The 26145-nt window shown below is 65.1% G+C and carries 22 protein-coding genes; 8 read left to right on the top strand and 14 right to left on the bottom strand.

The features are described from left to right. The 3 genes from U0L91_RS01710 to nrdG form a co-directional block, all read right to left on the bottom strand. Nucleotides 1-1604: hypothetical protein (locus U0L91_RS01710; protein WP_330044344.1), on the bottom strand; the 1604-nt coding region annotated here is incomplete at its 3' end. A 186-nt stretch (nucleotides 1605-1790) separates the two neighbouring features. Further along, the gene (locus U0L91_RS01705) at nucleotides 1791-2180 is read right to left on the bottom strand and encodes a hypothetical protein (RefSeq protein ID WP_330044342.1); all 390 of its coding nucleotides are present in this window, start codon (nucleotides 2178-2180) and stop codon (nucleotides 1791-1793) included. Nucleotides 2181-2295: 115 nt separating this feature from the next. Further along, nucleotides 2296-2844 (bottom strand): anaerobic ribonucleoside-triphosphate reductase activating protein, encoded by a 549-nt coding sequence (gene nrdG / locus U0L91_RS01700; RefSeq protein ID WP_330044340.1) that lies wholly within the window; start codon nucleotides 2842-2844, stop codon nucleotides 2296-2298. Between the two features lie 417 nt (nucleotides 2845-3261). Between nrdG and nrdD the strand changes: the two genes are divergently transcribed. Together nrdD and U0L91_RS01690 are read left to right on the top strand one after the other, a co-directional pair. Then, nucleotides 3262-5487 carry an anaerobic ribonucleoside-triphosphate reductase gene (gene nrdD / locus U0L91_RS01695; protein WP_330044338.1) on the top strand — a complete coding sequence of 742 codons (2226 nt, stop codon included), beginning with the start codon at nucleotides 3262-3264 and terminating at the stop codon, nucleotides 5485-5487. A 155-nt stretch (nucleotides 5488-5642) separates the two neighbouring features. Continuing rightward, nucleotides 5643-7037 (top strand): MFS transporter, encoded by a 1395-nt coding sequence (locus U0L91_RS01690; RefSeq protein ID WP_330044337.1) that lies wholly within the window; start codon nucleotides 5643-5645, stop codon nucleotides 7035-7037. Nucleotides 7038-7104: 67 nt separating this feature from the next. Here U0L91_RS01690 and U0L91_RS01685 read toward each other — a convergent pair whose 3' ends face one another. From U0L91_RS01685 to U0L91_RS01660, 6 genes are all read right to left on the bottom strand, one after another. After that, nucleotides 7105-7965: a putative manganese transporter gene (locus tag U0L91_RS01685; RefSeq protein WP_330044336.1), complete on the bottom strand. Its 861-nt coding sequence runs from the start codon at nucleotides 7963-7965 to the stop codon at nucleotides 7105-7107. A gap of 8 nt (nucleotides 7966-7973) precedes the next feature. Next, nucleotides 7974-8378 (bottom strand): transposase, encoded by a 405-nt coding sequence (locus U0L91_RS01680; RefSeq protein ID WP_330044335.1) that lies wholly within the window; start codon nucleotides 8376-8378, stop codon nucleotides 7974-7976. 49 nt (nucleotides 8379-8427) lie between these two features. Further along, nucleotides 8428-12000, bottom strand: coding sequence for a hypothetical protein (locus U0L91_RS01675; RefSeq protein WP_330044333.1), 3573 nt, complete (start codon nucleotides 11998-12000; stop codon nucleotides 8428-8430). Between the two features lie 30 nt (nucleotides 12001-12030). Then, entirely contained in the window at nucleotides 12031-12825 is a 795-nt protein-coding gene (gene rlmB / locus U0L91_RS01670; RefSeq protein WP_330044331.1) for a 23S rRNA (guanosine(2251)-2'-O)-methyltransferase RlmB, read from the bottom strand. A gap of 463 nt (nucleotides 12826-13288) precedes the next feature. After that, on the bottom strand, nucleotides 13289-15073 hold the full coding sequence (locus U0L91_RS01665; protein WP_330044330.1) for a peptidoglycan D,D-transpeptidase FtsI family protein: 1785 nt from the start codon (nucleotides 15071-15073) through the stop codon (nucleotides 13289-13291). A 103-nt stretch (nucleotides 15074-15176) separates the two neighbouring features. Beyond that, nucleotides 15177-15866: a hypothetical protein gene (locus U0L91_RS01660; RefSeq protein WP_330044329.1), complete on the bottom strand. Its 690-nt coding sequence runs from the start codon at nucleotides 15864-15866 to the stop codon at nucleotides 15177-15179. 108 nt (nucleotides 15867-15974) lie between these two features. Here U0L91_RS01660 and U0L91_RS01655 point away from each other — a divergent pair, with 108 nt between their 5' ends. The 6 genes from U0L91_RS01655 (at nucleotide 15975) to U0L91_RS01630 (ending at nucleotide 20866) form a co-directional block, all read left to right on the top strand. Continuing rightward, nucleotides 15975-16772 (top strand): HAD family hydrolase, encoded by a 798-nt coding sequence (locus U0L91_RS01655; protein ID WP_330044327.1) that lies wholly within the window; start codon nucleotides 15975-15977, stop codon nucleotides 16770-16772. A gap of 1 nt (nucleotide 16773) precedes the next feature. Beyond that, entirely contained in the window at nucleotides 16774-17298 is a 525-nt protein-coding gene (locus U0L91_RS01650; protein WP_330044326.1) for a DNA-deoxyinosine glycosylase, read from the top strand. A gap of 108 nt (nucleotides 17299-17406) precedes the next feature. Continuing rightward, nucleotides 17407-18036: a 5-bromo-4-chloroindolyl phosphate hydrolysis family protein gene (locus U0L91_RS01645; RefSeq protein WP_330044324.1), complete on the top strand. Its 630-nt coding sequence runs from the start codon at nucleotides 17407-17409 to the stop codon at nucleotides 18034-18036. 35 nt (nucleotides 18037-18071) lie between these two features. Further along, the gene (locus U0L91_RS01640; protein WP_481804512.1) at nucleotides 18072-19238 is read left to right on the top strand and encodes a toxic anion resistance protein; all 1167 of its coding nucleotides are present in this window, start codon (nucleotides 18072-18074) and stop codon (nucleotides 19236-19238) included. An 18-nt stretch (nucleotides 19239-19256) separates the two neighbouring features. Continuing rightward, the gene (locus U0L91_RS01635; protein ID WP_330044321.1) at nucleotides 19257-19904 is read left to right on the top strand and encodes a hypothetical protein; all 648 of its coding nucleotides are present in this window, start codon (nucleotides 19257-19259) and stop codon (nucleotides 19902-19904) included. 20 nt (nucleotides 19905-19924) lie between these two features. Further along, complete coding sequence (locus U0L91_RS01630) at nucleotides 19925-20866, top strand: TPM domain-containing protein (RefSeq protein WP_330044319.1); 942 nt, start codon at nucleotides 19925-19927, stop codon at nucleotides 20864-20866. 59 nt (nucleotides 20867-20925) lie between these two features. On the opposite strand, the gene U0L91_RS01625 is transcribed toward U0L91_RS01630, so the two are convergent. From U0L91_RS01625 to U0L91_RS01605, 5 genes are all read right to left on the bottom strand, one after another. Beyond that, on the bottom strand, nucleotides 20926-21756 hold the full coding sequence (locus tag U0L91_RS01625; protein WP_330044317.1) for an energy-coupling factor transporter transmembrane component T family protein: 831 nt from the start codon (nucleotides 21754-21756) through the stop codon (nucleotides 20926-20928). After that, nucleotides 21746-23470: an ABC transporter ATP-binding protein gene (locus tag U0L91_RS01620; protein ID WP_330044315.1), complete on the bottom strand. Its 1725-nt coding sequence runs from the start codon at nucleotides 23468-23470 to the stop codon at nucleotides 21746-21748. The genes U0L91_RS01625 and U0L91_RS01620 overlap by 11 nt, the downstream gene beginning before the upstream one ends. Nucleotides 23471-23530: 60 nt before the next feature. Further along, nucleotides 23531-24079, bottom strand: a complete 549-nt coding sequence (locus tag U0L91_RS01615; protein ID WP_330044314.1) for an ECF-type riboflavin transporter substrate-binding protein — start codon at nucleotides 24077-24079, stop codon at nucleotides 23531-23533. 129 nt (nucleotides 24080-24208) lie between these two features. Continuing rightward, nucleotides 24209-24886 carry a DUF6320 domain-containing protein gene (locus tag U0L91_RS01610; protein ID WP_330044313.1) on the bottom strand — a complete coding sequence of 226 codons (678 nt, stop codon included), beginning with the start codon at nucleotides 24884-24886 and terminating at the stop codon, nucleotides 24209-24211. Continuing rightward, entirely contained in the window at nucleotides 24883-26145 is a 1263-nt protein-coding gene (locus tag U0L91_RS01605; protein WP_330044311.1) for a condensation domain-containing protein, read from the bottom strand. Before U0L91_RS01605 ends, U0L91_RS01610 begins: the two co-directional genes overlap by 4 nt.

Here is a 26145-nt window from a genome sequence, read left to right as displayed (position 1 = left end):
CCCTGCATGCCCTCGTAGTCCATGTAGACCTCTTTATCGACGGCCTTGGCGCCGCCCTGGATGGCGTCCAGCCAGTACCAGGCATCCGAACCGGGGTCATAGATTTCCTTGCCGCGGCCCGTCGTGCCCTGCTTGACGCCGTTTTCATACCAGAACTGTTTGCCGTCCTCGGTTCTCCAGCCGGTGTAGGTGTCCTGCGTGGCCTCTTCGGCGAGCACAAAATCGCTGAAGCTGGTCAGCGAGAAGCGGATCATCTCGACGCCGTCCACCGTGACAAAGGTGGGCCAGATGACTTCCACCGTGCCGTCGCCGTGATAGTGCAGCACCCGCAGCGCCTTCCGGAAGGAGTCCTCCGGCACGGGCATCGTGATGACGACCGGCACATCGAGCTCTCCGCTCTGTGCGACGCCGTCCAGCTTCATGCTGACCTGCAGCACGCTGCGCAGCATCGGATTCAGTACGCGGTCCGGCTTCTCGGGACGGTCGATGCGCAGCGTCACGTTCTTCTGGTCGGGCGCGGCATTCAGACCGGCGCCCATGATGCTGACCCCGTCAAGGTCCACATTGCTGATCTCGGTGGAGACCTTGATTCCCTTTTCCTGATTGTAGAGATCCTCGGTCTTCTGGATGAGGCCGAAGGTCTCCTCGCTGGCCTGCATGCCCACGCGGAGCGTCTGCACCGGCTGCTCAGTCAGCGCCTTCTTGGCGTCATCCACCGTGGCGGTGCCCTGCTCGATGGCCGTCAGCTGCTCCTTCACGCTGTTGTTGATGTTGGTCATCAGCGCGGTCACGTCCACCGGGTCGCTCATGGCGGATTCGTCGCCGTTGGCCACCTTCAGGATGTCCGGGCTGCAGGTGGTGACGGTAAAGGCATACAGTCCCGCACGGTCCATATACTGGCTCATGTCGCTGTTCCGGGTGACGACCGAGTCGGAAATCTCGAAGTAGTGATAGGTGGTGGCGCTGCGGCTCTGCCATTCGTCGGACTCAGAGCTGCGCCAGTACAGTTCCACCGTGTAGCCGATGATGTCCGCCGGCAGCGTATAGACCGCCTTGGCCGGATTTTCGGCATCCCAGTGCAGGTCGGTGGCCAGACCGGTCTGGACATCCGGACGCTGGTAGACAAACGGCTCACTGGTCGCCACGGCGCTGTTGCTGTAGGTGCGGCCGTCGCCGATGGCCCAGACCTCAAAGACGTAGGTTCCGCTCTCATTGATTTTGCCGGAGGTATTCATCCGGGAATAGCCGTACTCGTTGGGTCCCAGGCCGCTCCATTCCCCGCTGGCAAACTTCTGGCCGTCACGGTAGATCGTGTAGCCGTAGACGCCTTCGCATTCGGGAACGCTGCGGAAATTGAGGGTGCCGTTCAGAAGGTGATCCGGATTGCCGTCGTTGTTCCAGGACAGCTCGGTCGGCGTTGCGAGCGGGATCAGCTCGGAGGACGCCTCATAGAGCGGCGCCTCGGCGACTTCGGCGGTGTCCACCTCTACCGTCGTCGTGCCGTCAGGGAGCGTCTCGACCGATTCGGCTGCCGTCGGGACCGCCCAGAGCAGACAGGCCAGGGCACCTGTCAGCAAGGCGGTCAACACCTGTTGTTTTTTCATCATGCTTCCTCCTTTTCCGGGTAAAGATTTCCTTCTCATTGTAACACAGGCGTTCCGCGCTTGATAGCGACAGTTTTTACAAAAACACAACGGAATTCTTGGATGGTTTCCCGGATACCGGCCAAAAAAATGCCCGGAAAGGCTGCGGCCTTTCCGGGCGTTTTGCATGGTTCAGGGGTCAAAGCGTCATCCGCGGCAGCCGGTCTCCTCCCAGTTGCCGAAATCTTCTGCTTTGGCGATGGTGGTAGGGTCCACGGTGCCGTCCTCATTGCGCTTGGCCGGCTCGGTGACATCCCGCACCGGGTTGGCGTTGGGGGTCTCGTCATCGGGGGTGGCGATGGGAATGTTCACGGTGCCCACCGGCTCCTCGGGGGCCGGCTGTGCGGCGGGCTGTTCGGGGGCGCTGTCGGACGGCGTCTCCTCGTCGGATGCGGGCTCGTCGGCGGGTTCCTCCCCGGCAACGTCACCTTCCACCAGGTCCTCCTCTTCCTTCGCGCTCAGATATTTCCCCAGCACATAGGCGCCGACGCCGACCGCGGCGCCGATCACAATGGGCAAAAGATGCAGTTTGGCCATAAGACAAAGCTCCTTTCAGACCGTCCGCAGCGGGACGTGATAATTTAGTGTCAGTATACCACCCGGCCCGGTGCAAAACAAGTGGAAATTATGAATTTTCCGCCGGGCGGCCGCCTTACATCTTGTGGTCGGCAAAGATCGGGTCATCCTGCCACAGCACCGCATGGCCCGCCGCCCGCGAGGCGTTGAGGTCCAGGATGCGCTGGTTGCCCGACCCGCGGAACCGCAGGCTGATGTCGTACTCGTCCTTGAGGAAGGCGCCGTCCACCAGCACGTCGATCAGGCTGAGCATCTCGTCGGTGACCTCACACCGGGCATGGCTGGGCTGCAGCAGCTCGGTTTCGTAGACGTTGCCGGTATAGCACCAGATGGTCTTGTTGGGATAGAGCACCCGCACATCGTGCAGGAAGGGCACCAGCGCCCGCTGGTTCTCCGGCTCGAAGGGTTCCCCGCCCAGCAGCGAAAGCCCGTTGACGTACTCCGGGGCCAGGCTGCCCAGGATCTGGTTGCGCACCGCCTTGTCAAAGGGCTGGCCGTAGTCAAAATCCCAGGCCACGGCGTTGAAGCAGTCGGGGCAGTGCCGCCGGCAGCCCGAGACAAACAGGCTCGTGCGGACGCCTTCCCCGTTGGCGATATCACAGTATTTGATCGTTGCGTAATTCACAGTCGTATTCTTCCTTCCGGTTCGTTGGGGGTACCAGATGTTGTGTCCGGGCGGCAATCCGGCCCAGCATCTGCCCGTCTGGGATCAGTATACCAGCCCCGGGACCGAAAAGCAAGACGCCCCCGGCCCCATATTTCTCGTTATGACGTACTTTTGAAAATTATGCCCATTTTTGCTAAAAAAACGGGCCGAAATTCAGCACTTTGATTTTTGCGCGCATCATCGCCGGTTGTGGAACATTTAGGCATATTTTTGAGGCGCACCACAATATATTGAGGTGCAGGGCCTTGACTTTCCCCGGCGGATGCGATAAGATAATCATACTTTCTCCTGCGGCCCCGGCGCCGTGGGGAAGATGCACCGGCAAGCCCCCCGCGGGCTTTTTTCACTGTTATGGGTCAATGAAGGAGAATCACCATGAAGATCATCAAGCGCAACGGCAGCGAAGCCGTCTTTGATATTTCCAAAATTATAGCCGCCGTGTCCAAAGCCAACAATGTTGTGGCTGCCAACCTGCGCTTGTCCAAAGAACAGATCCTGAGCGTTGCGGATCAGGTTGCGCAGCAGTGCCAGAGCCGCGGCCACGCGATGAACGTCGAGGAGATCCAGGATCTGGTGGAGGATGCGATCATGGCCACCGGCGCCTACGAGGTTGCCCGCAAGTACATCACCTACCGGTATGTGCAGGGTCTCAAGCGCACCCACAATACCACCGACGACCGCATTCTCTCGCTGATTGAGTGCAACAACGAGGAAGTCAAGCAGGAGAACGCCAACAAGAACCCCACCGTCAACAGCGTGCAGCGCGACTATATGGCCGGCGAGGTCAGCAAGGACCTGACGATGCGGATGCTGCTGCCGGCGGACATCGTCAAGGCGCATGAGGAGGGCATCATTCACTTCCATGACGCCGACTATTATGCCCAGCATATGCACAACTGCGACCTGGTGAACCTGGACGACATGCTGCAGAACGGCACCGTCATCTCGGGCACCCTGATCGAGAAGCCGCATTCCTTCTCGACGGCCTGCAACATCGCAACCCAGATCATTGCGCAGGTGGCGTCCAACCAGTACGGCGGCCAGAGTATCAGCCTGACGCATCTGGCGCCCTTTGTGGACATCAGCCGCAAGAAGATCCGCCGCGACACCGAGGCCGAGATGCGCGAGCTGGGCATTGATCCCGGCGAGGAGAAGCTGTCCGCCATCGTGGAAGGCCGTCTGCGCGAGGAGATCAAGCGCGGCGTGCAGACCATCCAGTACCAGGTGGTCACGCTGATGACCACCAACGGCCAGGCGCCCTTCATCACGGTGTTCATGTACCTCAACGAGGCCGGCGACAACCAGCGCCTCAAGTCCGACCTGGCCATCATCATCGAGGAGATGCTGCGTCAGCGTTACCAGGGCGTCAAGAACGAGGCCGGCGTCTGGATCACCCCGGCGTTCCCGAAGCTGATCTATGTGCTGGAGGAGGACAACATCCGCGAAGGCACGCCCTACTTCTACCTGACCAAGCTGGCCGCCAAGTGCACCGCCAAGCGGATGGTGCCGGACTACATCAGCGAGAAGAAGATGCGGGAATACAAGCTGTCCAAGGGCGAGACCGAGGGTCACGGCGACGTGTACACCTGCATGGGCTGCCGCAGCTTCCTGACGCCCGACCGTTCGGGCAACGGCTGGGACAACGTGGCCCGCGCCAAGAACTACGAGCCGGGCAAGCCCAAGTATTACGGCCGGTTCAACCAGGGCGTCGTGACGATCAACCTGCCCGACGTGGCGCTGTCCTCGGGCGGCGACATGGATAAGTTCTGGAAGATCTTTGACGAGCGCCTTGAGCTGTGCCACCGCGCCCTGCAGTGCCGCCACAACCGTCTGAAGGGCACGCTGTCCGACGCAGCGCCCATCCTGTGGCAGTACGGCGCCCTGGCCCGCCTGGAGAAGGGCGAGCCCATCGACAAGCTGCTGTACGGCGGCTACTCGACGATCAGCCTGGGCTATGCGGGCCTGTACGAGTGCTGCAAGTATATGACCGGCAAGAGCCACACCGATCCCTCCGCCAAGCCCTTTGCGCTGAGCGTGATGCAGCATATGAACGACAAGTGCCAGGAGTGGAAGGCGGCCGAGAACATCGACTATTCGCTGTACGGCACGCCGCTGGAATCCACCACCTACAAGTTCGCCAAGTGCCTGCAGAAACGGTTCGGCATCGTGCCCGGCATCACCGACCGCAACTACATCACCAACAGCTACCATGTCCATGTGAGCGAGAAGATTGATGCCTTCACCAAGCTGAAGTTCGAGAGCGAATTCCAGCGTCTGTCCCCGGGCGGCGCCATCAGCTATGTGGAAGTGCCCAACATGCAGGACAATCTGGAAGCCGTCATCAAGGTGATGCAGTTCATCTATGACAACATCATGTATGCCGAGCTCAACACCAAGAGCGACTACTGCCAGGTGTGCGGCTACGACGGCGAGATCAAGATCGTCGAGGACGACGGCAAGCTGGTCTGGGAGTGCCCCCACTGCCACAACCGCGACCAGAGCAAGCTGAACGTTGCCCGCCGCACCTGCGGCTATATCGGCACCCAGTTCTGGAACCAGGGCCGCACGGCCGAGATCCGGGACCGCGTGCTCCATCTGTAAGTTTCTTCCTTCGGCGCGGCGTGCGCTCCGTGAAAGACCGGGCTTTTTCACGGGATGCACGCCGCGTCCTTTGTTTTGCGCACTTTTCCGGCCATACTAAAGGGTGACGGCCGGCGCTCTGTCGCCGGCGAACAACCGGAAAGGAAGCTGCAACTATGACAAATCCATCCGTCCCCGCCGCCCGCCGGCCCTTCGGCCTGCGGGACAAGGTGGGATATATGTTCGGTGATTTCGGCAACGACTTCACCTTTCTGCTCTCGTCGGGGTTCATGATGAAGTTCTACACCGACGTGATGGCGATTCCGGCCGCCGTGGTCGGACTGCTGATGATGGCCGCCCGGTTTCTGGACGCCTTCACCGATGTGACCATGGGGCAGATCGTCGACCGGTCCAGCCCCACCCCCGCCGGCAAGTTCCGGCCCTGGCTGCTGCGGATGTGCGGGCCGGTGGCCGTCGCCTCCTTTCTGATCTATCAGTCAGGGTTTGCCGGCCGGTCCTACGCATTCCGTCTGGTCTGGATGACCGTGACCTATGTGCTGTGGGGGTCGGTGTTCTACACCGCCGTCAACATTCCCTACGGGTCGATGGCCTCGGCCATCTCGCCGGAGCCCAAGGACCGGTCGGCGCTGTCGGTCTGGCGCACCATCGGTTCCACGCTGGCCTCGATGGTCATCGGCGTGGGGACCCCGATGTTCGCCTATGTGACGGTAGCGGGCCGCACCGTGCTGTCCGGGCCGCGGATGACCGTCATTGCAGGGGTCTTTTCGCTGCTGGCCGTCGTGTGTTATCTGATCTGCTACCGGCTGGTCGAGGAGCGGGTGCCGGTGCCCCGCAACAACACCCGGCTGGACATCGGGCGGATGCTGCGCAGTCTGCTCTCCAACCGGGCGCTGCTGGGCATCCTCGCTGCCGCCGTGCTGCTGCTTCTGGCCCAGCTGGGCATGCAGGGCATGGCCGCCTATGTGTTCCCGAACTTCTACGGCAGCGCCTCGGCACAGTCCCTCTCCTCCTTCACGGGGTCGCTGGCCGTGCTGCTGATCTGCGCCCCCTTTGCGGTGCGGCTGAGCGACCGGTTCGGCAAGAAGGAGCTGGCCGCGGTCTCGATGCTGGCGGGCGGGCTGGTCTATCTGCTCTGTCTGGCGGCCCACCCCGACAACGCCTATCTGTATGTGGCGTTCTACACGGCGGCCTTTGTGGGGGCGGGCTTCTTCAACGTCGTGATCTGGGCGATGATCACCGACGTGATCGACGACGCCGAGCTGCGCAACGGGGTGCGGGAGGACGGCACGATCTATGCGGTATACTCCTTTGCGCGCAAGATCGGGCAGGCGCTGTCCTCCGGCATGGTGGGCGGTCTGCTGACGATGATCGGGTACAGCGACGCCACCGCCTTTGACCCCGCCGTGACCGAGGGAATCTTCCGGCTGTCCTGTCTGGTGCCGATGATCGGGTTCCTGGCCGTGGCGGCCGTGCTGTGGCTGCTCTATCCGCTGGACCGCGACACGGTGCGCGCCAACGCGGTCGAGCTGGCACGGCGGCGGCAGCACTGACAAAACAAAAAGCGCTCTGCGGGCGGCCTGTGCCGTCGCAGGAGCGCTTTTTTAGATTTGCGGGGAATTAAACCCACATCAGCAGGATGCCGCAGCAGGCGCCGAAGGCCCACAGCAGACCGGTCATGAAGAGGTTCTGTTTCCAGCTGGGATTGACCCGCCAGAGCACCGCCAGCCCGATGCCGGCCCCGGCGCACAGCCCCGCAAAGAGGCTGCCGAAGGAGATGACCCCCTGCACATAGAGCTGGGCCAGCAGCACGCTGGCGCCGCAGTTGGGGACAAGGCCGATCAGGGCCGCCACCAGGGGCTGGAACAGGCCCAGGCTGCCCAGGAAGTTGGCCGCGGCGGTGTCGCCCACCAGGCCGAAGATCAGCCCGATGGCAAAGCTGAACAGCAGGATGAAGAGGAAGATTTCCAGCGTATGGCGCAGGGCCGCCAGGAAGATGCCGCTGTGTTCCTCGTGTTCCTCGTGGCAGTCCACCTCATCGGCGTGGCCCGCATAGCCGCCGTACAGGCTGGCGGGCAGAATCCGGCGCAGCGGCACATCCAGCACAAAGCCGGCCGCCATGCCGAACACCACCTTGAGGACCAGCAGGGCGATCAGACTGCCCCAGAGTTCCGGTTCGGCGGCCAGCAGCGGGATGGCCTCGTCGGAGGTTGCCACAAAGACGGCCAGCAGTGTGCCGGGCGTGATGACCCGGCTGGCATAGAAGTTGGCCGCCACGGCGGAGAATCCGCACTGCGGTACGCAGCCCAGCAGGGCGCCGGGCACAAAGCCCCAGCGGCCGCCGCCGGCCAGGGCATTCTCGATGCGCTGGCCATGGTGGCGCTCCAGCCACTCGATCAGCAGGTATGCCAGATACAGAAAGGGCAGCATTTTGGCCCCGTCGATCAGAGCGTCCAGCAAAGAATCCAAGATCAGTTCCATAAATCTCCTTATTTGGGTGTTTCAAAGGTCTTGAGCAGCCGGACGGCTTCCCGGACCTTCTCGGCCGGGATGCGGGTGCGGAACCGTTCCATGCTGCGCGGGGAAAACGGGACGTGGTCGGTGAAGGTTTCAAAGCCCAGGAAATATTGCAGATAGGGGCTTTCCCGCACCAGGGCAATGGTCTGCCGGTCGGTGGCATGGTAGGCGGCCCGGATGATCAGGCTGCCGTAGGCCATCCGCGCCGGGATGGCGGCCTTGCCCCCCGCCGCGAACAGCGTGCTGTACTCCTGTTCAAAGGCATCCCAGTCAATCGCCTCCGCCAGGCGGACCCAGCGGTTCTGCTCCGCCAGCTCGCCGTGGTAGGGCGGCAGATAGTCATAGATGCTCATCTGAAGATGATTGGCGCGGTACATAACGCAACGTCCTTTGCTTGTATTGTAGGGATACGGCCCGACGGCGCGCTCAGTAGCGCTGCAGCATCGGGAAGATCATCGCCATGACGGCCCAGGCAATCTGATACAGGACCATCACGGGCAGCGGCAGGCCGGCCAGACCGCCCGCCAGCACCATGATGACGGCCAGGACACAGCTGATCAGCACCGAGGCGGACAGCACCATCGAGGCCTTGTGTTCGCCCTCGGCGGCGCCGGCGGCGGCTTCGAGGCCGCCGACAAAGCTCGCGAAGCTGCCCAGGTGGAGCATATTGCCCTCGCTCTCGGGCAGCCAGGCCACAGCGGGGTTGAGGGCCTCGCGCTCCTTGCCGGACAGCACCTTGACGGTACCGGCCGACAGGTTGTACGCGGTCTGGAGCAGCGTTTCATCGCAGTTGAAGTCGTCGCAGTCCACGATCAGCGAGATGTTGGCTTTCTGCAGGGTATCGAGCACGGCGGCGGTGTCGGGGTCGCTCTGGTAGGCCACCTGGAACATGCCGCGCAGCTCGCCCGAGACTGCCAGATAGATCATCCGGCGCTGGTTGACGGTGTGGCGGCGCTCGTATTCCATGCTGGGCACCTTGACCTCATACCGTTCCATGAGGCGGCGGGAGCCGAACAGGACACGCTTGTCCTCAATCCAGCCGAGGTAGCCCATGCCGTAGATGGTTTCAAAGTTGGTGACCTTCTTGAGAAGTTTGCGGTTGTTGCCGGTCATCTCGAGGAAGGCATTCTTGAGGGGGCTGTTGGAGAGATCCAGCAGCGAGGCGGAATCCACAATGGCGCTCTCGATCTCGCCCTTGGGGATGGCGCGGATGCCGCCCAGCGTGATGCAGCCCTTGGGGAAGAGGTCCTGCGCCGTGACCTGAAGCACATTGATCTGGCCCAGGATGCGGATATCCTTCCAGCCGGGCACCACGGCGCCGATCTGGGCCGCGCTGCGCTGCATGAGCCACATGGGCAGCGCCGAGATCAGGGTGCCGGCCAGCGGCGTGCCGAAGCAGAGCACCGACGCCAGCACCGTGAAGGCCATGCCGGGGCTCTTCTGGTAGAACAGGGTGAACACGAAGGCGGCCAGGGCGCAGAGCGCCAGCATCCGCGCAAACTGCTGCTGATTCTTGTCAGAGGTGCGGCGGGAATCACTGCCCGCAAGGAATCCCTTGAGCAGGCGGGTGGGACGGCTGACCAGCACGTTGGGGCGCGGTTCGGCCAGGCCCGCCGTGACGGTGTGCAGCACCGAGATGTCCTTGATGCGGTGGGCCACGGCGTGGTCCACGCCGGCGCTGACCAGGCGGAAGTTCTCCCGCACGGTGCGGGCATCCAGCGCCTTGCCGGCCGCGTTGCCGCAGAGCAGCAGGGCCGCCGGGCCGGCCAGCAGGCAGAGCCGGTTGGCGCTGTACCACTCCGGCTTGAACAGAAAGACCAGGCACTGCAGCACGGCCCCCAGGGCCGCCAGCGTCGGCATGCTGTCCGCCGCCGAGCCGCGGCGGTGTCCCAGGAAGCCCAGGACGCCGTTGAGCAGCGTCTGCCAGGAGGCGGCGCAGGCGGCAATGAGCAGGATCAGCGTTGTGATGAGCAACGGCGCGGGGTCCGCCGCGGGGTCCAGGGCCGCAGGCATCGGCGGGGTGCCGCTGACCGCGGAGGTGCCCAGCCAGACCAGCACCAGGGCCGCCGCGCCGCAGACAATCGCCGTGATGGTCTGGAACAGGACCCGCTGTTCGAGTTCCTGCCGCACGGCGGGGGCGTCGTCGGCGCTCTCGTACTCGCGGCGGCGGGGCGCCTCGGACTTCTCATCAAAGGGGGCCTCGGCGTCGGCGTTCTTCTCGTCGGCGGGACGGCCGGTCAGACGGGTGCGGCGGCGGGCCTTCTCGGCCTTCTCCTGCTTCTCCACCGCGTCGTTCTCGGCCTGGATGTCGCTGAGATACTGCGCCGCGTTCTGGAACCGCTCCGGCTTGGCGGAGGGTTCAGCCTTGCGGGGGGCCGTGCCGCCGGCTGCGGCGGGGCGCGGTCCGTTGATGGACTGGGCAATCTCCCACACAAACTCGGCGGTGTTGGGCTTTTCCTCCACCGGGGTGTCCAGGAGGGCATCAAAGTTTTCTTCCTCCTCGGGCTCGTCCTCGGCCGGGGATGCGGCGGGGGCGGGCTGCGGGGCGGCGGACGCCTGGGCCGCGCCGGAGGCGATCTCGGTCAGGCGGACCTGGCCGGTCATCGTCTGGACGACCTCGGGGGCCAGGTTTTCAAACGTATCTTCCGGCACCGGGGCGGCGGACCGGCGCTCCGGCTGTTCGGCCGGCTCGCGGACCGGTTCCGGCTCGGGCATCGGTTCGGGGGGCAGCTGCGCGTTGGAGGTCATGACCGGCTCGCCCACCGGCTCGGTGGGGCGGGGCTGGGGTTCGGCCTCCGTGACAGTGCGGCCGCGGCGATGTTTGCGGGGCAGGAATTCCACGGTATCCCGCTTTTTGCGGTAGATGGTGGAGGTCTGCTGCCGGGATTCGGTGCGGGCGGGCTCGGCGGGCGCCGTGTCCTGCCGGGGCATGGACAGCGTGCCGTCCGACAGCCGGATGCCCGCCTGGGTGGCGCTGGGCAGCGAGAACTCGAGGCTCTCCTGCGCCGTGCCGCTGTCGGGATAGGTCTCGGCCTCGGTGGGCAGCGCCTCGGTCGGCGCCTCGGCCTGCGGTTCCTCGGGTTCCGGCTGCGGGGCCTCCCGGCGGGCCGTTCCGCCGAACAGCCGGGCCAGCAGGCCGGGCTTCCTGGGAGCGGCGTGCTCCGGTTCGGGTTCGGGCTCCCGGCCGGCGTCCTGCGTGTCGGCATCGCCGAGCAGGCTGATCGGCACAAAGGCGCCGGTGTCCGCCGCACTGCCCAGACCGAACCGCTTCTTTTTCTTGCTGGGGTCCACCAGGCGGCCCTTCTCGTCCGGCAGGACGGCGGCACTTTCGCCGAAAAAGTCCTGGAACTGCTGCTTGCCGCGGTTGAGGGCCCGCTGGTCGTTGCTCTCATCGGTCGGGACCATCTTTTTCAGAAAATCCTTGATGATGCCGGTGCGGGTCGTATCGCCGAGCTCACCGGTCCGGGCGGGCTGCTCGGGTTCGGGCTGTTCGGGCGCGGGCTGCTGCGGTTCCGGCTGGCTGGGCTGCGGCGCCGTGCGGGCAGGCCGGGCCTCGGGCTGCGGCTGGGGTGCGGGCTGGGGCCGGGGCGTTTCTTCAGATTGTACAGTTTCTTTGGATTCTACATTCTGTATATCCTGTACGGCCGGTCTGCGGCGGGGGGAGGGCGCAGCCGGGCGCGGAGCCCGGCCGGCCTTGGCGGCCCGCAGGCTGGGCAGGTCCCCGAGCAGATCGTCGAGGATGGTTGTGGAGAACCGGTCCGTGGTGGCCGTGATGTCGGCCGCATTGAGTTTGATCTTGGGCAGATCTTCCTTCTGGATGGGGCCCAGCGAGACCCCGCTGTGGGCGGACGCCGAACTGCGGCTGTCCAGACCCATACTTTGCAGGATCGCATCGACCTGGCGGTCGGTGACGCTGTCGCGCACGCCCTGTTCCGCCTGCTCGTGGCTGAGTTCCTCAAGAATCCGGTCCACCGAATCGTTTGTACGTTTGCTTGGCATTTTGTTCTCCCCTTTTGGGTGCGGGATGGTTCAGCCCTTGCGGCGCTGCATGATGTTGTACAGCAGGATGCCGGCCGCCACACTCACATTATAACTGTCCACGCCGGTCTCGCCGCCGGCCATATCCAGGGTCACGGCGCCGTCGCAGAGTTTGCGCACCAGCGCGCCGGGCCCGGCGCCTTCGCTGCCCAGCACGAGCGCCACCGCGCCGGACAGGTCAGTCCGTTCCAGCGGGGTGCCGCCCAGGTCGGCACAGTAGACGAAGATGTTCTGTTCCTTGAGCTGCCGGATAGCCTGGCTCAGGTTGGCCACGCGGGCCACCGGGATGCGCGCCGCCGCGCCGGCACTGGCCTTCATGACGGTGCCGGTCACACCCACACCGCCGCGCCGCGGAATCACGACGCCGTGCGCGCCGCACAGCAGCGCACTGCGCAGGATGGCGCCCAGGTTGTGCGGGTCCTCGATGCCGTCGCAGAGCACCAGAAAAGGCGGCTCGCCTTTTTCCCGGGCCGCCGCCAGCAGGTCGTCGAGGGTCGCGTACTGGATGCGCGCCGCCCAGGCGGCCACGCCCTGATGATCGGCGGTGCCGCAGAGTTTCTGCAGCTTGCCGGAGGGCACCCGCTTGATGACGGCGCCGCTCTGTTTGCCCAGCGCCGTATAGTAGCCGGCCGCCCGGGGTTCCAGGCTGTCCGCCAGGAGCAGGGTATCCACGCCGGTGCCGCTCTTGAGCAGCTCGGTCACGGCATTTTTGCCCCACACCAGCGTATCGGGGTGTTCGTTGGGTTCTTTTTGTGCGGGCGCTGCGGCCCGGTTCCTGTTATCCATGCAGACTCCTTCATTTTTTCACGAAAGGCCGTACCTTCGGCCTGTTGACACACAATGAGAATTATACAGATACAGTATAGCACAAATCCCCCCGTTTTGTCACCCTGTCCGAGGCGTCAAAAGTGCAAATTCTTTTGTCGGAAATCCGCCCGTCTTTTTCGTGGAATCGCGGTTTATACAAAACGTACTGGAAAAGTTTTCCTCCGGGGATGTTGAAAACCCTGTTGAAAGCGTTGAAAACCTTGCCGCTGAGCCGGTTTTCCACCATTTGGGGGGCAGTTTTCCACAGGCTGTGGAAAACCTTTCAACATAACGGAGCGGATAAAACGCCCTGTCAAGTGGGCAAACTACTGATTTTGGATGTAAAAAATCGGCAATTTGCCACAAAACCACCAAGAATCCCGGGCCTTCGGGGCGGTTCGGAAGTTTTCCCCACCCCCGATGTGGACAAAAGTCGAAAAGTTCATCCAAGGTTTTTTTGCGCCGCCCACCAGTCCGCAATGGCCCGCATGACGGGGGCCGCATTGGCGCCGCCGCCCCCGTATTCAATGACCACGGCGGCGGCAAATTCGGGGGATTCGGCGGGGCCGTAGCCGATCAGAACCGAGTTGGTATAGTGCCCGCCGTCCGGCAGCTGTTCGGCCAACTGGGGGCTGCCGGTCTTGCAGGCCAGCGTGACCGGCGCTTCCCGCAGCACCCGCAGCGTCGAGGCCATCTGGACCATCCCTTCCCGGATGGGGGCAAAGACCTCCGCCCCGCCGGGCGCCCGGTCCAGCACGCTGGGCTCCTGCTGCCAGAGAACCGTGCCGTCCGCGGCCTCGGTGCGCAGCGCAAAATGCAGGGCCGGGCGTTCCCCGTCCCGGGCCAGCGCGCAGGCGTAGGCGGCCAGCTGCAGCGGCGTGACCGCCGCATTTCCCTGCCCGATGGCGGCCATCAGCGTCAGGCCGGCCTGGTAGTTGTCGTCCTGCGTCGTGGTCAGCCGCCCTGCCGCGGCGGGCAGCTCGGCCCCGGCATCGGCGGCAAGGCCCAGCTGCCGGGCCGTCGCCGCAAAGGCATCCACCCCGACGCGGCGCCCCACATCATAGAAAAAGATGTTGCAGCTGCACCGCAGTGCCGTGAGCAGATCCACCGCCCCGCTGTGGTTGAGCTGCAGGCAGCCCGGCTGATAGCCCGCATAGTAGGAATAGCGGCCGGTACAGCGCACCGTCGAGGCGGGGGTGATGACGCCCGCCGCCAGCGCGGACGCCGCCACGGCGGGCTTGAAGGCCGAACCGGGGGCATAGAGGCCGGTTTCGGCCCGGTCGACGAGCGGCGCGCCGGGGTCGGCGCTGAGCGCCGCATACCGGTCCTGCCAGCCGTTGAGGTCATAGTCCGGCAGGCTGACGGCGGCCAGGATCTCGCCGGTGCGCGGGTCCGCCACGACGGCCGCCCCGGCACAGGCCTCCCGCCCTTCGCCGGCAGGCTTGCCGGTCTGCAAAGCCTCGATCTGGGATTGCAGAGCCTGCCGCACCGTGCGCTGCAGATCGGCGTCCAGCGCCAGCACCAGCGTGCCGCCGGTCCGGGGTTCCGCCTCGACCTCCTCGGTGCGGCTGCCCGTGCTGCGGTCCACCGTCACCCGCAGCGTGCCGTCCTGCCCGCGCAGCACCTCGTCATAGGCGGCTTCCAGCCCCCAGCGGCCGATCAGGGCGTCGGCGGGGAGCGATTCGTCCCGGGTGGTCTCGGTCTGCGGCCCGACGCCGCCGAGAATCTGGGGCGCCAGGCTGCCCTGCGCCCAGACCCGCTCGCCCCGCGGGGTCAGCCGCACCGCCCCGCTCTGGGGCAGGCCGGAGGCCAGCAGCGCCTGCCGCTGTTCGTCGGTAATGCCCTGCGCCAGCGGCAGTTCCCCCGACGAAACGGCAGAACAAAAGGCGGCAAGTTGTGTTTCCACATCCTTGCCGCCCCATCCGAGCTGTTCCAACGTCCGCAGCGTCTGCTGCAATTCGGTGCCCGGCGGTGCCGGAACACACAAAGAGAGGTCATAGACCGTGCCGTCCGAGGCAAGCGTCTGCCCGTCGCGGTCGGTGATGCGCCCCCGTGCCGCCGGGAGCGTGACAGTGTACCCGGTCCGGGAAGCCTGGGCCACCCGTTCGGCATAGTGATCCGCCATGACGAACTGCATCCAGAACAGCCGCACAAAGAAAAGGACAAACACCGCCAGGCAGATCGCCAGCAGGATCTTGACGCGCGGTTTACCGTTGTTTTTCTTCATGGCCTGGGTCCCTCCCGGAGTGTTCGGCGCAGCAGATCGGTCCCGGCGGGGAGCTGCGCCGCCCCCGGCCTGCCGTTATTATACACCCCCGGCAGGGAATTTGTCACGCCCCGGCAAAATACAGGCAGTCCCCCTCGTCGGCGGTATCCGCCAGGGTCAGCGTCATTGCCAGGCTGCCCGGCTCGGCCTCGGGGGCCGCGGCGGCGCATCCGACCCACCAGCCGCCGTCCGCCGTGACCACCGGCGCCCCGGCTTCACAGACGGTGCCCGCCGGCAGATCGGTCACAAGCAGCGCCGTGCCGCGGCGCGCCAGCACCCCGAGCGCCGTGCCGACCCGGCAGGCCACAGCCCCGCTGCCCTGCCCCGCCGGGTCCACCCGGCCGCTCTCGGCAAGGATTCCCGCAAAACGCCCCGACCGGTCCACCACCGCCGCCCCGGCCCGGCCCCCCGATTCCAGCGAAAAACCGCCCGGCCACCGCGCCGTGACCCACAGCGGCTGCCAGGACGCGGCCGGTTCGGGCACACAGTCCAGCAGCGTGCGCAGGGCGGCGTTCTCCTCGGTCAGGCCCGCCGTACCGGCCAGCGCCGTGCGGAGCGCCGCATTCTGCCGCTGCAGGGCCGCGACCCGGGCATCGCAGAGGCGGTCCGCCAGCCGCCGGGGCAGTCCCAGCCCCCACACCCGGGCGGCCAGCACCCCCAGCACCGCAATGCAGACCGCCGCAGCCAGCACCCGGCACAGGCCCCTGCCCCGGCGCGGACGCCCGCTTCTTGAAAAATCCAGATCCCGTCCCACTCTGCTCACCCCCGCTCCAGCTTATGCCCGCGGGGTTCCGGCTAGACTTTGCCGCGGGATTTGGTATAATAGGGATAATGTTTTTGCAACCGGAAGGAGTTCAGACCCATGCCCCAACTGTTGATTCTGGATATTGACGGCACGCTGCGCCCCCAGGGGGAGCCCCGCGTACCGCGGGAAAATGCCGATGCCGTGGCGGCCGTACAGCGCCACGGCGTACAGGTGGCCATTGCCACCGGACGCTGCCGGGCGGAGATTCCGCCCCGGATGCTGCGCGGCATCCGCCCCGATTACTGGATTTGCTCGGCCGGCGCCGAGGTGGAGGATGCCGCCGGCAATGAGCTGTACGCCTCCCGCATGACGCCGGAGGAGATGTATGCGCTGGTGGATTTCTGCGAAGATTACGAGTATGCGCTGGGATTCAGCTTCTCGGACGGCGGATACGTCTATCTGGACTATCCGGCCATGCAGGCCCGGGAGAAGGCCGCCGCGCTGGAAGGCTGTCTGGTGGACGGCGAGGACCAGGACCGGCATCTGACCGATCTGCCCTTCTCGGCCTTCGGTCTTGTGCCGCAGGAGGGCATTGCGCGCTTCCAGGAAAAATACGGCTATCTGGGACTGCGCTTCCTGCACTACGGCGCCGACGCCTGCGACATCCTGCGCGACGGGCAGGACAAGGCCGTGGGGCTGCAGGTGCTGCTGGACCGGATCGGGCTGACGGCGGCCGACTGCGTGGCCATCGGCGACGGCGAGAACGACGCCGGGATGCTGCGGGCCGCCGGGATCTCCTACTGCATGGCGAACGGCACCGCCGGGGCCCGCGCCGCCGCCAAGGCGCTCGGGCCGCAGGCCGCCCCCGACGGGGTGGCGCAGCTCTGCCGCACCCTCTGGCCGGAGGCGTTCTGAGATGCCCGCCGCCCCCTACACCCGGGTGGGGCCGGGTCTGCCGCCCCTCTTCGCGCCGGAGGGCGCCCGCGCGCTGATCCTGGGCAGTTTTCCCAGCCCCAGAAGCCGGGCCCAGGGCTTTTACTATGGCCATCCCCAGAACCGGTTCTGGCCTCTGATGGCCCGGCTGACCGGCGAGCCGGTGCCCGCCTGGGATGACCTTGCGGCCAAGCGGGCCATCCTTCTCGGGCACGGTCTGGCGCTCTGGGATGTGATCCGCAGCTGTTCGATCCGCGGCGCCTCGGATGCCTCCATCCGCGACGTCGAACCCAACGACCTGGCCGGCCTGATTGCCCGGCTGGGCGTGGAGGCGGTTTTCTGCAACGGGGCGACCAGCGGGCGGCTGTACCGCCGCTACGCCGAGCCGCTGACCGGGATGCCCGCCACGGTGCTGCCCTCCACCAGTCCGGCCAACGCCGCCTGGACGCCCGACCGGCTGCTGGATGCCTGGGGCCGGGCGCTGGGGCCGTTTGTAAATATTTCGTAAAAAGGGACCGGCGCTGTGTTCCGGCGGGCAAAATCGTTTGCAAAGCGACAGCCTTTGCATTATAATGAAGCCATATATTTTCCTGTCGGACCCAGCAAGGAGTTTGTGATGAGCAAGTGGATTGAAAAGCGTTCCCGCCCGGTGCTGCCGCTCTATCTGGCAGCGCTGGTCTGGCCGGTCGCGGCGCTGGTGCTGCCGCTGTACAAGGCCGGATGGCTGGCGGCGGCCGCGGTGCTGAGCCTGGCGGTGTATCTGGTGACGGCCCGGCTGTGCCCCACCCGGGTGCGGCGGGTGGAGATCCCGTTCGCCACGGGCAGCGAGAGCACCGACGCGATGCTCAACGGCATTGCCGCCAACCTGGATGCGCTGCAGGCGCTCAACCGCGATATTCCCGACGAGGAGCTGTCCCGTCAGCTGGACCGGATGGAGAAGGCCGGCCGGGGCATTGCGGCCGCCGTGGAGCAAAAGCCCGACAAGGCCCGCACGGTGGACCGGTTTGCCCGGTACTATCTGCCGGAGGTCGTCAAGATCATGAGCACCTATGTGCGGATGGAACAGGGCGGCATCCGGGGCGAGAACGCCGATCAGATTCTCGGCGAGGTGCGCCGCAACGCCGGCACGATGGCGACGGCGTTCGAGAACCAGCTGGATGCGCTGTACTCTGCCGAGGCGATGGATATTTCCACCGACATTGAGGTGCTGGAACAGATACTGAAGAGCCAGAACCTGGCCGAATAACCCAACAAGAAAGGAACGATTGCCGCATGGCTGAGATGGATTTTGACCTGAACGTGCCCGCCGCGCCTTCCCTGACGCTGGACGCGGACCCCGCCCCGAGTCTGACGCTGGACCCCGAGGCCGATGCCAAAGTGGTCGAGGACGCCAAGAAGGCGACGCCGGTGACGGTGGAGGACACGCCGCTGTCCCCCGAGGAGCAGAAGATGGTGGAGGATTTTGCCGCCAAGATTGATCTGAGCAACTCCCAGATGATCCTGCAGTACGGCGCCGCCAGCCAGAAAAAGCTCAGTGATTTTTCCGACACGGCGCTGTCGCGGGTGCGCACCAAGGACATGGGCGAGACCGGCAAGCTCATCACCGACCTGATCGGCGAGCTGCAGGGCTTTGACGCCACCGAGGAGAACCAGAAGGGCATTTTCGGTTTTCTGCGCAGGAAGGCGAACGACCTGGAGGACCTCAAGCTCAAGTACGACAAGGCGGATGTCAACGTCGAGCGCATCCGCGCCAAGCTGGAGGATCACCAGGTCACGCTGCTCAAGGACATCGCGATGCTGGACAAGATGTACCAGCTGAACCTGGTGTACTTCAAGGAGCTGAGCATGTATATCCTGGCGGGCCGCAAAAAGCTCGAGCAGACCCGCGCCGGCGCTCTGAAGGACGCCGAGGAGAAGGCCCGCCGCACCGGCCTGCCCGAGGATGCCCAGGCCGCCCGCGACCTGGCCGATCAGTGCGACCGGTTTGAGAAAAAGCTCTATGACCTGGAGCTGACCCGCAACATCAGCATCCAGATGGGCCCGCAGATCCGGCTGATCCAGAGCAACGACACGATGATGGCGCAGAAGATCCAGACCACCGTCGTGAACACGATTCCGCTGTGGAAAAACCAGATGGTGCTGGCCCTGGGCATGGCGCACAGCCAGCAGGCGATGCAGGCCGAGCGCGCCGTGACCGACGCCACCAACGAACTGCTGCGCAAGAACGCCGCCACCCTGAAACAGGGCACGCTGGACATTGCGCGGGAGTCCGAGCGCGGCATTGTGGATATTGAGACCCTCAAGGAGACCAACCAGCAGCTGATCAGCACGCTGGACGAGCTGAACAAGATCCGTGCCGACGGCAAGGCCAAGCGCGCCGCCGCCGAGCAGGAGCTGGGCCGGATTGAGGGCGAACTGAAGCAGAAACTTCTGGACCTCAACCAGTAACCATTGCAGGAGCCATTCATGCAGCTGGAACAGAACGAGACATTTGAAATCAAGGGCCCGCAGCTGGAGGTGTTCGGCAAGGCGGAATCCCGTCTTCCCGCCCCGGCCCGGCGGCGTCCGACGGCGCTGGCCGTGCTGGCGCTGGCGGTCGTGCTGTCGGTGTTCGGCATCAGCGGGGCCAGACTGCGCGCCGCCCGCAGCCGCGTGACGGCGGTGTATTCGGCGTCGGTCAACGAACACGGCCACGGCATCCAGGACGACCTGAACACCCAGATTGACAACGCCGCCAACCTGCTGCGGCAGTGCCAGAGCGTGCTGGGCGAGGAGGACCCCCGCTGCACGCAGACCGCTGCCCTGATTGACCAGTGGCAGACCACCCCCGCGACGCCGTCCGCCCAGTATGCACTGATCACCTCGCTGGACAGCGCCGTCGATGATCTGTACAACACGGCCCGGGCACAGGCTTCGGGCAGCGCGCTGGACCGCATTGAGGGGCTCAGTGCCGACTATGCGAGCACCCAGGCCATCCTGGAGCGGGAGATCGCCCAGGACTACACCCCGGCGGCCCGGGAATTCAACGAAACGCTGGGCGCGTTCCCGGCGAATCTGCTTGCCCCGCTGTGGGGCGTCGATGAGGCGGAGGCCTACGGGCCTGCGTCCTCCTGACGGGAAGGGAGGAACCCGCATTGCGCAACGCTTTGCAACGCACGGTGTCGCTGGCGGCGGCGGTGCTGCTGATGGCAGCGGCCGCGGTGCCGGCAGCGGCTGCCACGCCGGAGGGAATCCGTTCGGACTCCTGTGTGGCGGACAACGCCAACATTCTGAACCGCGACACCGAAACCTACATCACCAACCTGACGGTGGCCCTGCAGGAGAGCTGCGGCGCCCAGATCGGCGTGTACACCACCGACTACATCGGCAACAACACGATGGAGGGCTTTGCCTACGAGGTGTTCCAGGCCTGGGGTCTGGGAGACAGCAGCCAGGACAACGGCGTACTGCTGCTTCTGGCCACCGGCGAGGACAACTACTGGGTCACGCCCGGCGAGGGGCTGGAGACGGCCTTCTCGGGCGATACGCTGAGCAACCTGCTCTATGACGAGATGGAGAGCAGCTGGGTGGCCGGCGACTACGACACCGGCACCCGCCAGACCGTGCTGGCCCTGGCCGAGCGGATTGCCGATGTCTACGGCCTGAACATGGACCTGGCCGCCGTGGCGGAAGGCCGCGTGACGGCTGACGGCGTCGAGCAGCCCAGCCACGATGCGTCGGGTCTGGCGCAGATGCTGGTCACCGTCGTGGTCCTGACCTTTGTGGTTCTGCTGCTCCTCGCGCTGCTGACCGCGCCCCGCCATTACGGCGGGCCGGGCCGGCCCGTGGGGATGCCGCTCTTCTTCTTTTTCGGACCGCGGATTCCCCCGCGTCCCCGCCGGCCGCGGCGTCCCCCGCCCCCGCCGCCTCCGGGCGGTTTCGGCGGCTTCGGCGGCTTTGGTGGTCCCGGCGGCTTTGGCGGCGGTTCGTCCCACGGCGGCGGCTTCGGCCGCAGCGGCGGTGGGTTCCGGCCCTCGGGCGGCGGCTTCCGTTCGGGCGGCGGCTCCACCCGCGGCGGCGGTGCCGGACGGCGCTGATCCCATCCTGACAACAAAACGGCACGTTCCCATCCGGGAACGTGCCGTTTTTCTCTTGTTCAGACAAAGGGATTATAGAACCGGCCGAAGCGCAGCGTGACCGCCAGGCTGAGCAGGAAGAGCAACGCGCCGAGCGCAACGGCAATCACGTCGCTGCGGGTGAAGGGACGGCGGCAGTACCAGGTGCGGCGCCGGTTTTTGCCGAAGCCGCGCAGCTCCATCGCGTTGGAGATCGTATCGATGCGGTTGAGGCTGGTCAGGATGAGCGGCATCAGGATGCTGACCGCGTTTTTGAGCCGGGCAAAGAAGGGTTCGCTGCGGCCCAGCTCGACGCCGCGGGCCTGCTGGGCCTGACTGATGTTGTGGTAGTCGCGCTGGATGTCGGGGATATAGCGCAGCGCGATGGCCACCGAGTACCCGACCCGGTAGGAGATGCCGATGCTGTTGAGGCTGGCGGCGAACTCGCTGGGGTCGGTGGCCGAGATGAAGAGGATGGCCACCGGCAGCGCCACAAAGTATTTGAGCGAGATGTTCAGCATGTAGAACAGCTGTTCGGCCGTGATGTCGTACCGCCAGAACAGGTGGCAGAGCAGATGGCGGGTGCCGTAGAGCGTCGTGCCCTGGTTGGGGTCGAACAGGAAGATGAACAGGTTGTTGAGCAGCAGGAACACCAGCATGAAGATCAGCATGAACCGCACCTCGCGCAGGCGGATGCGGCTGAGCCGGAACGCGGCAAAGCTGACCACCATCAGGCCGAGCAGCACCCAGGTGTTGTAGGTGATCATGCTGGCAAAGGTGAACAGCAGGAAAAACGCGAGTTTGGCGGTGCCGGTCAGCCGGTGGACGACACTCTCACGCGGAAGATAATTCAGTACGGTCTTAGCAGCCATGGGCGCGCACCTCCCGGTCCTCTTCGATAAAGCGCTGCACAAACGCTTCGGGCGGCGTGATGCCGCAGCGGTTGGCCAGCGTGAACAGGCTGGTCTCCTTGAGTGCGGCCTGTTCGATCAGGCCGGGGTCGCAGAGGACCTCGGCGGCGCTGCGGTCGGCGATGAGCCGTCCGGCGCAGAACACGAGCGCCCGGGGCGTGTATTCCAGCATCAGGTGCATATCGTGGGTGATCATGACAACGGTCACGCCCTCGGCGTTGAGGCCGCGCAGGAACTCCATAATCTCGGTATAGTGGCGGAAATCCTGGCCGGCCGTCGGCTCGTCCAGCAGGATCAGCTCGGGCTGCTGCACAAGCACGCTGGCGATGGTGACCCGCTTTTTCTGGCCGAAGCTCAGCGCCGAGACCGGCCAGTTGCGGAAGGGATACAGCCCGCAGATCCGGAGGGTATCCTCCACCCGGCTGCGGATCTCCGCATCGGACAGGCCGCTGCCCTGCAGTCCCAGGGCGACCTCGTCATAGATCATCGTCTTGGAGATCATCTGGTTGGGGTTCTGCATGACATAGCCGATGTGTCTGGCGCGGCTGCGGATGGTCTGGTCCGCCAGGTCCTTGCCGTCAAAGAAGATCTGGCCGGCGTCCTGCGTCTCAAACCCGCAGATCAGCTTGGAGAGGGTGGATTTTCCGGCGCCGTTCTGGCCCACAATGCTGACCATCTCGCCGCGGCCGATCGTGAAGGAGATGTCCTGCAGCGTGTGCTGGTTTTTGTGATAGCCGAAGTTGACGCCGCGCACCTCGAGCAGCGGCCGGGGTTCGGGCTGCGGTTGCGGCGCACGGCCCGCATGGAACCATTGGCGCAGGCGGCGGGTGTCGGCCTCGTCGAGCTGCACCGTGTTGACATGGGCGGGGTGCTTGTCGGGCGTGAGCTCCACCCCGGCATAGCGCAGCGCCGTCAGGTAGAGCGGTTCCCGGATGCCGTTTTCCGCCAGCAGATGGCTGCACAGCAGCTCCTCGGGGCGCATATCGGCCAGAATCCGGCCGTCGTTGACCAGCACGATGCGGTCCACGCTGCGCCACAGGACATCCTCCAGACGGTGTTCGATGATGAGCACCGTCGTGTCGGTCTTTTTCTGGATCTCGTCGATCAGCTCGATGCTCTGTTTGCCGGCGGCGGGGTCCAGGTTGGCCAGCGGCTCGTCAAACAGCAGGATGCGGACCTTGTCCACCATGACGCCCGCCATGCTGACCCGCTGTTTCTGGCCGCCCGACAGTTCGTGCGGGGCACAGTCCAGGGTGTTGCCCATTCCCACCAGGTCGGCGACGCGCTGCGTCACCTGCTTCATCTCGGGCTGCGGCACGCAGTCATTCTCCAGCGCAAAGGCGATGTCCTCCCCCACGGTCAGACCGATGAACTGGCCGTCCGGGTCCTGCAGCACCGTGCCCACATGGGCGGACAGTTCAAACAGGCTGCTGTGCGGCGCATCGACGCCGTCCACCGTCAGGCTGCCGGTGCACTCGCCGGGGTTGGAGAAGGGATTCAGCCCGTTGATGCAGCCCGCCAGCGTGCTTTTGCCGCTGCCGGACGGTCCCGCAATGAGGACCCGCTCGCCGGGATAGATGTCCAGATCGATGCCGCGCAGCGTGGGCTGCTTCTGGGCACGGTACTGGAAGGAAAAGTTCCGAAAGGAGATGATGGGGGTTTTGGGATCTGCCATAACATTACCTCACACAACAAAAGCCTTCCCCCGGCAAAGGGGAAGGCTGCAAAACCGGGTTTATTCCTTATCCAGCGAGCCTTTCTTGGCGATCGTGCGGGTATAGGCAACGATCAGCAGGCCGCCGACCACCACAGCGGTGAGCATGTTGGCGATGGCAGCAAAGACGCCCTGGCTGAAAACCTTGTTGGCCGGCTCGGCAAACATCAGGATGTCCAGGACCGGTGCAATGCCGATCCAGGCCACCGCATGGGCCACGACGTTGGCCACCAGGAAGGTGATGAACTTGCCCTTGCCGAAGTCCCCCTCCTCAAGCTTGAGGCGGTTGGCAACCAGGCCGACGATGACGCCCACGAAGGCGGAGGCGATGACCCAGCTCCACCACACGCTGCCGCCCCAGGAGAGGTCGATGAGCGTATGGCCGATGAAGCCGATCAGGCCGCCGGCGATGGGGCCGTACATGGCAGCCAGCAGGCCCAGAACGGCGTACTGCAGGCTGATGTTGGTGTTGGGAATCGGGCTGGGGATGGCCACAAAGCGGCCCAGCACGAAGAAGAGCGCCGCGCCGATGCCGACGGCGACGACGGATTTGACACTGTTGTTTTTCATGATTCCGTGCTCCTTTTCCAAAACGATGCGTCCGTTTTCGCGTTTTTTTGCGGACACGGGTTAAGTATACCGCCCTGTCGCGGCGGTGTCAATGGGCAAAGGGGCGGAATTGCGCAGTTTCGGGCGGTGTCACAGGTGCAGGCGCTTCTGGAATTCCGCCCACAGCGTCCGGCCCTTGAAGATGACAAGGCCCAGGAAGGTCACAACGCTGATGACCATACACAGCCACCAGGTCAGCGGCGGGCGGGCCGAGCGGTGCAGGGCCAGCGCGATATAGGGCACGATGCCGATGACCATGTTGAGCAGCAGATAGACGAGGGCATTCTCGGTGAACAGGCGGTTGACAAAGGAGAAGATGAAGTTGAGCACCAGCGCCACGCAGCACAGGATCGGCACGACGTAGTCGATGCTGACATCCACGGTGCCCAGGAAGGCATCGCAGAAGACCGCCAGCAGCGAGGCCCCCACCAGGATCTGGAAGATCAGCCGGGGGGCGTTGCGGCCGCGGCGCAGCAAAGCGCGCAGCAGCAGCAGGGCCGCCGCCGCGAAGGCCAGCACCAGCAGGCTCCAGTGCAGATGGCTGCCCTCGGTGAGCAGGAAATCCACCGCGATGCAGACCGCCGCCCCCGCCAGCAGCACAAAGGCAAAGATCTGATAGAGCAGCGAGGCCCGGCGATGCCCCGATTCCACCGCCGGGTAGCGGTCCGGGGTTTCGGGGCCGGGGAGCGGCACGAGCGGACTCTGGCAGAGCGGGCAGTAGTTGGTGGAGCCGCCCACCCGGACATGGCAGTGCGGACAGCTTTTCATTCGTGATCCACCTCCGTCGCATAGAGGGTAATGTCCAGCCCGGCGTCGGCCAGGGAGCGGTAAAAATCGCGCAGCACCGCGGTGCCGCGGTAGGCCCAGGTCGTTCCCAGCACAAGGTCATCCCCGTAGGAGCAGACCGTCGTGAACATCGAGTCGCTGCTGCAGAAGGCCGAGAACCCCTCGATATAGGGGGCCAGCTCGTCCCGCACCGTGATGCGGCCCATGTTGGAGAGGGTCAGCGTGACCTTGCGGGATTCCAGATAGTTGAAGAACCCCACCACCGCGTTCTTGATGAAGAGCGGCACCGGCTTGATGCCGGGCATCCGCTCGAGTTTTTCGTAGCTGTTCATCCGGGCCTTGACGCTGTCGTCCTGCAGGGCGCGGCGGAGCTTGGCGTCAAAGCCGCGGGCCAGCGATTCCAGCGTCTCGGTGCCGTCAAAGACCCAGCCGACCCGCACCGAGTTGAAGAAGTTGCGGGAAGTCTGGGAGTCAAAATAGTTGCGCAGGTTGACCGGCAGACTGACCGACACCGCCTTGCCCCGCTCCACGGCGGGCATCTGGCGATAGACCGCGAGCATCTGGGCGGCCGCCAGGAAGCTGGTCAGGGTGACCCCCATGGCCCGGGACGCCTGCAGGACCTGCTGCACCGAGAGGTGGGCTTCCAGAAAGCGCACCTGGTCGCCGGGCAGCTTGAACCCCCGCATCCGGTAGGATTTGCGCCGGTTCACCGGGTCCTGGGTTTCGCTGCCGCCGCGGGTATAATATTTGCGGAAGCTGTCCTGCCCGGCCTCCTCGTTGCTGGCGCCGGTGTCGTCCGGCACATTGGCGAGGGTGTCGGGGTGCTGCAGCTGCAGATAGTTGCGCACCACCGACTTGAGGAAGATCAGGCCGCCGTTGCCGTCGCTGAGGGCGTGGAACATCTCGACATTGATGCGGCAGCCGTAGTAGCTGACCCGGTAGAGCAGTTCGTTCTTTTTCTCGTCCGGGCCGTAGATCGCGGCGCAGGGGGGCAGCGTTTCGGGCACGGCCCGCGGCTGCTTGGCGCTGGATTCGAGATAATGCCAGAACAGGCCCCGGTGCAAGGTGACCTGGAACTGCGGCTGTTCCCGCGCCGTCCGTGCCAGCGCGGCATCCAGCAGTGCCGGGTCCACCGGCGCCGTCAGCGTACAGCTGACCCGGAAAACCCGCGGGTCCCGCCGGGTGATGGAGGCCAGGAACACCTTGGCCACGTTGTCCACTTGGTACCACGTTTCGGGCAT

It is taken from the genome of Gemmiger sp., from assembly GCF_036306485.1.
GTDB lineage: Bacteria > Bacillota > Clostridia > Oscillospirales > Ruminococcaceae > Gemmiger.
The sequence above is the reverse complement of the archived record's forward strand: the minus strand, read 5'-3'. Positions and strand labels throughout refer to the sequence as shown.

Bases quoted from the DNA above. Each gene is read 5' to 3' on its own strand.
- rlmB (WP_330044331.1), bottom strand. From the start codon at position 12,825: ATGGATAACAGGAACCGGGCCGCAGCGCCCGCACAAAAAGAACCCAAC.
- U0L91_RS01640 (WP_481804512.1), top strand. From the start codon at position 18,072: ATGGATTTTGACCTGAACGTGCCCGCCGCGCCTTCCCTGACGCTGGAC.
- U0L91_RS01625 (WP_330044317.1), bottom strand. From the start codon at position 21,756: ATGGCTGCTAAGACCGTACTGAATTATCTTCCGCGTGAGAGTGTCGTC.
- U0L91_RS01680 (WP_330044335.1), bottom strand. From the start codon at position 8,378: ATGTACCGCGCCAATCATCTTCAGATGAGCATCTATGACTATCTGCCG.
- U0L91_RS01635 (WP_330044321.1), top strand. From the start codon at position 19,257: ATGCAGCTGGAACAGAACGAGACATTTGAAATCAAGGGCCCGCAGCTG.
- U0L91_RS01675 (WP_330044333.1), bottom strand. From the start codon at position 12,000: ATGCCAAGCAAACGTACAAACGATTCGGTGGACCGGATTCTTGAGGAA.
- nrdD (WP_330044338.1), top strand. From the start codon at position 3,262: ATGAAGATCATCAAGCGCAACGGCAGCGAAGCCGTCTTTGATATTTCC.
- U0L91_RS01685 (WP_330044336.1), bottom strand. From the start codon at position 7,965: ATGGAACTGATCTTGGATTCTTTGCTGGACGCTCTGATCGACGGGGCC.
- U0L91_RS01665 (WP_330044330.1), bottom strand. From the start codon at position 15,073: ATGAAGAAAAACAACGGTAAACCGCGCGTCAAGATCCTGCTGGCGATC.
- U0L91_RS01610 (WP_330044313.1), bottom strand. From the start codon at position 24,886: ATGAAAAGCTGTCCGCACTGCCATGTCCGGGTGGGCGGCTCCACCAAC.
- U0L91_RS01690 (WP_330044337.1), top strand. From the start codon at position 5,643: ATGACAAATCCATCCGTCCCCGCCGCCCGCCGGCCCTTCGGCCTGCGG.
- U0L91_RS01645 (WP_330044324.1), top strand. From the start codon at position 17,407: ATGAGCAAGTGGATTGAAAAGCGTTCCCGCCCGGTGCTGCCGCTCTAT.
- U0L91_RS01655 (WP_330044327.1), top strand. From the start codon at position 15,975: ATGCCCCAACTGTTGATTCTGGATATTGACGGCACGCTGCGCCCCCAG.
- U0L91_RS01615 (WP_330044314.1), bottom strand. From the start codon at position 24,079: ATGAAAAACAACAGTGTCAAATCCGTCGTCGCCGTCGGCATCGGCGCG.
- U0L91_RS01620 (WP_330044315.1), bottom strand. From the start codon at position 23,470: ATGGCAGATCCCAAAACCCCCATCATCTCCTTTCGGAACTTTTCCTTC.
- U0L91_RS01650 (WP_330044326.1), top strand. From the start codon at position 16,774: ATGCCCGCCGCCCCCTACACCCGGGTGGGGCCGGGTCTGCCGCCCCTC.
- U0L91_RS01605 (WP_330044311.1), bottom strand. From the start codon at position 26,145: ATGCCCGAAACGTGGTACCAAGTGGACAACGTGGCCAAGGTGTTCCTG.
- U0L91_RS01705 (WP_330044342.1), bottom strand. From the start codon at position 2,180: ATGGCCAAACTGCATCTTTTGCCCATTGTGATCGGCGCCGCGGTCGGC.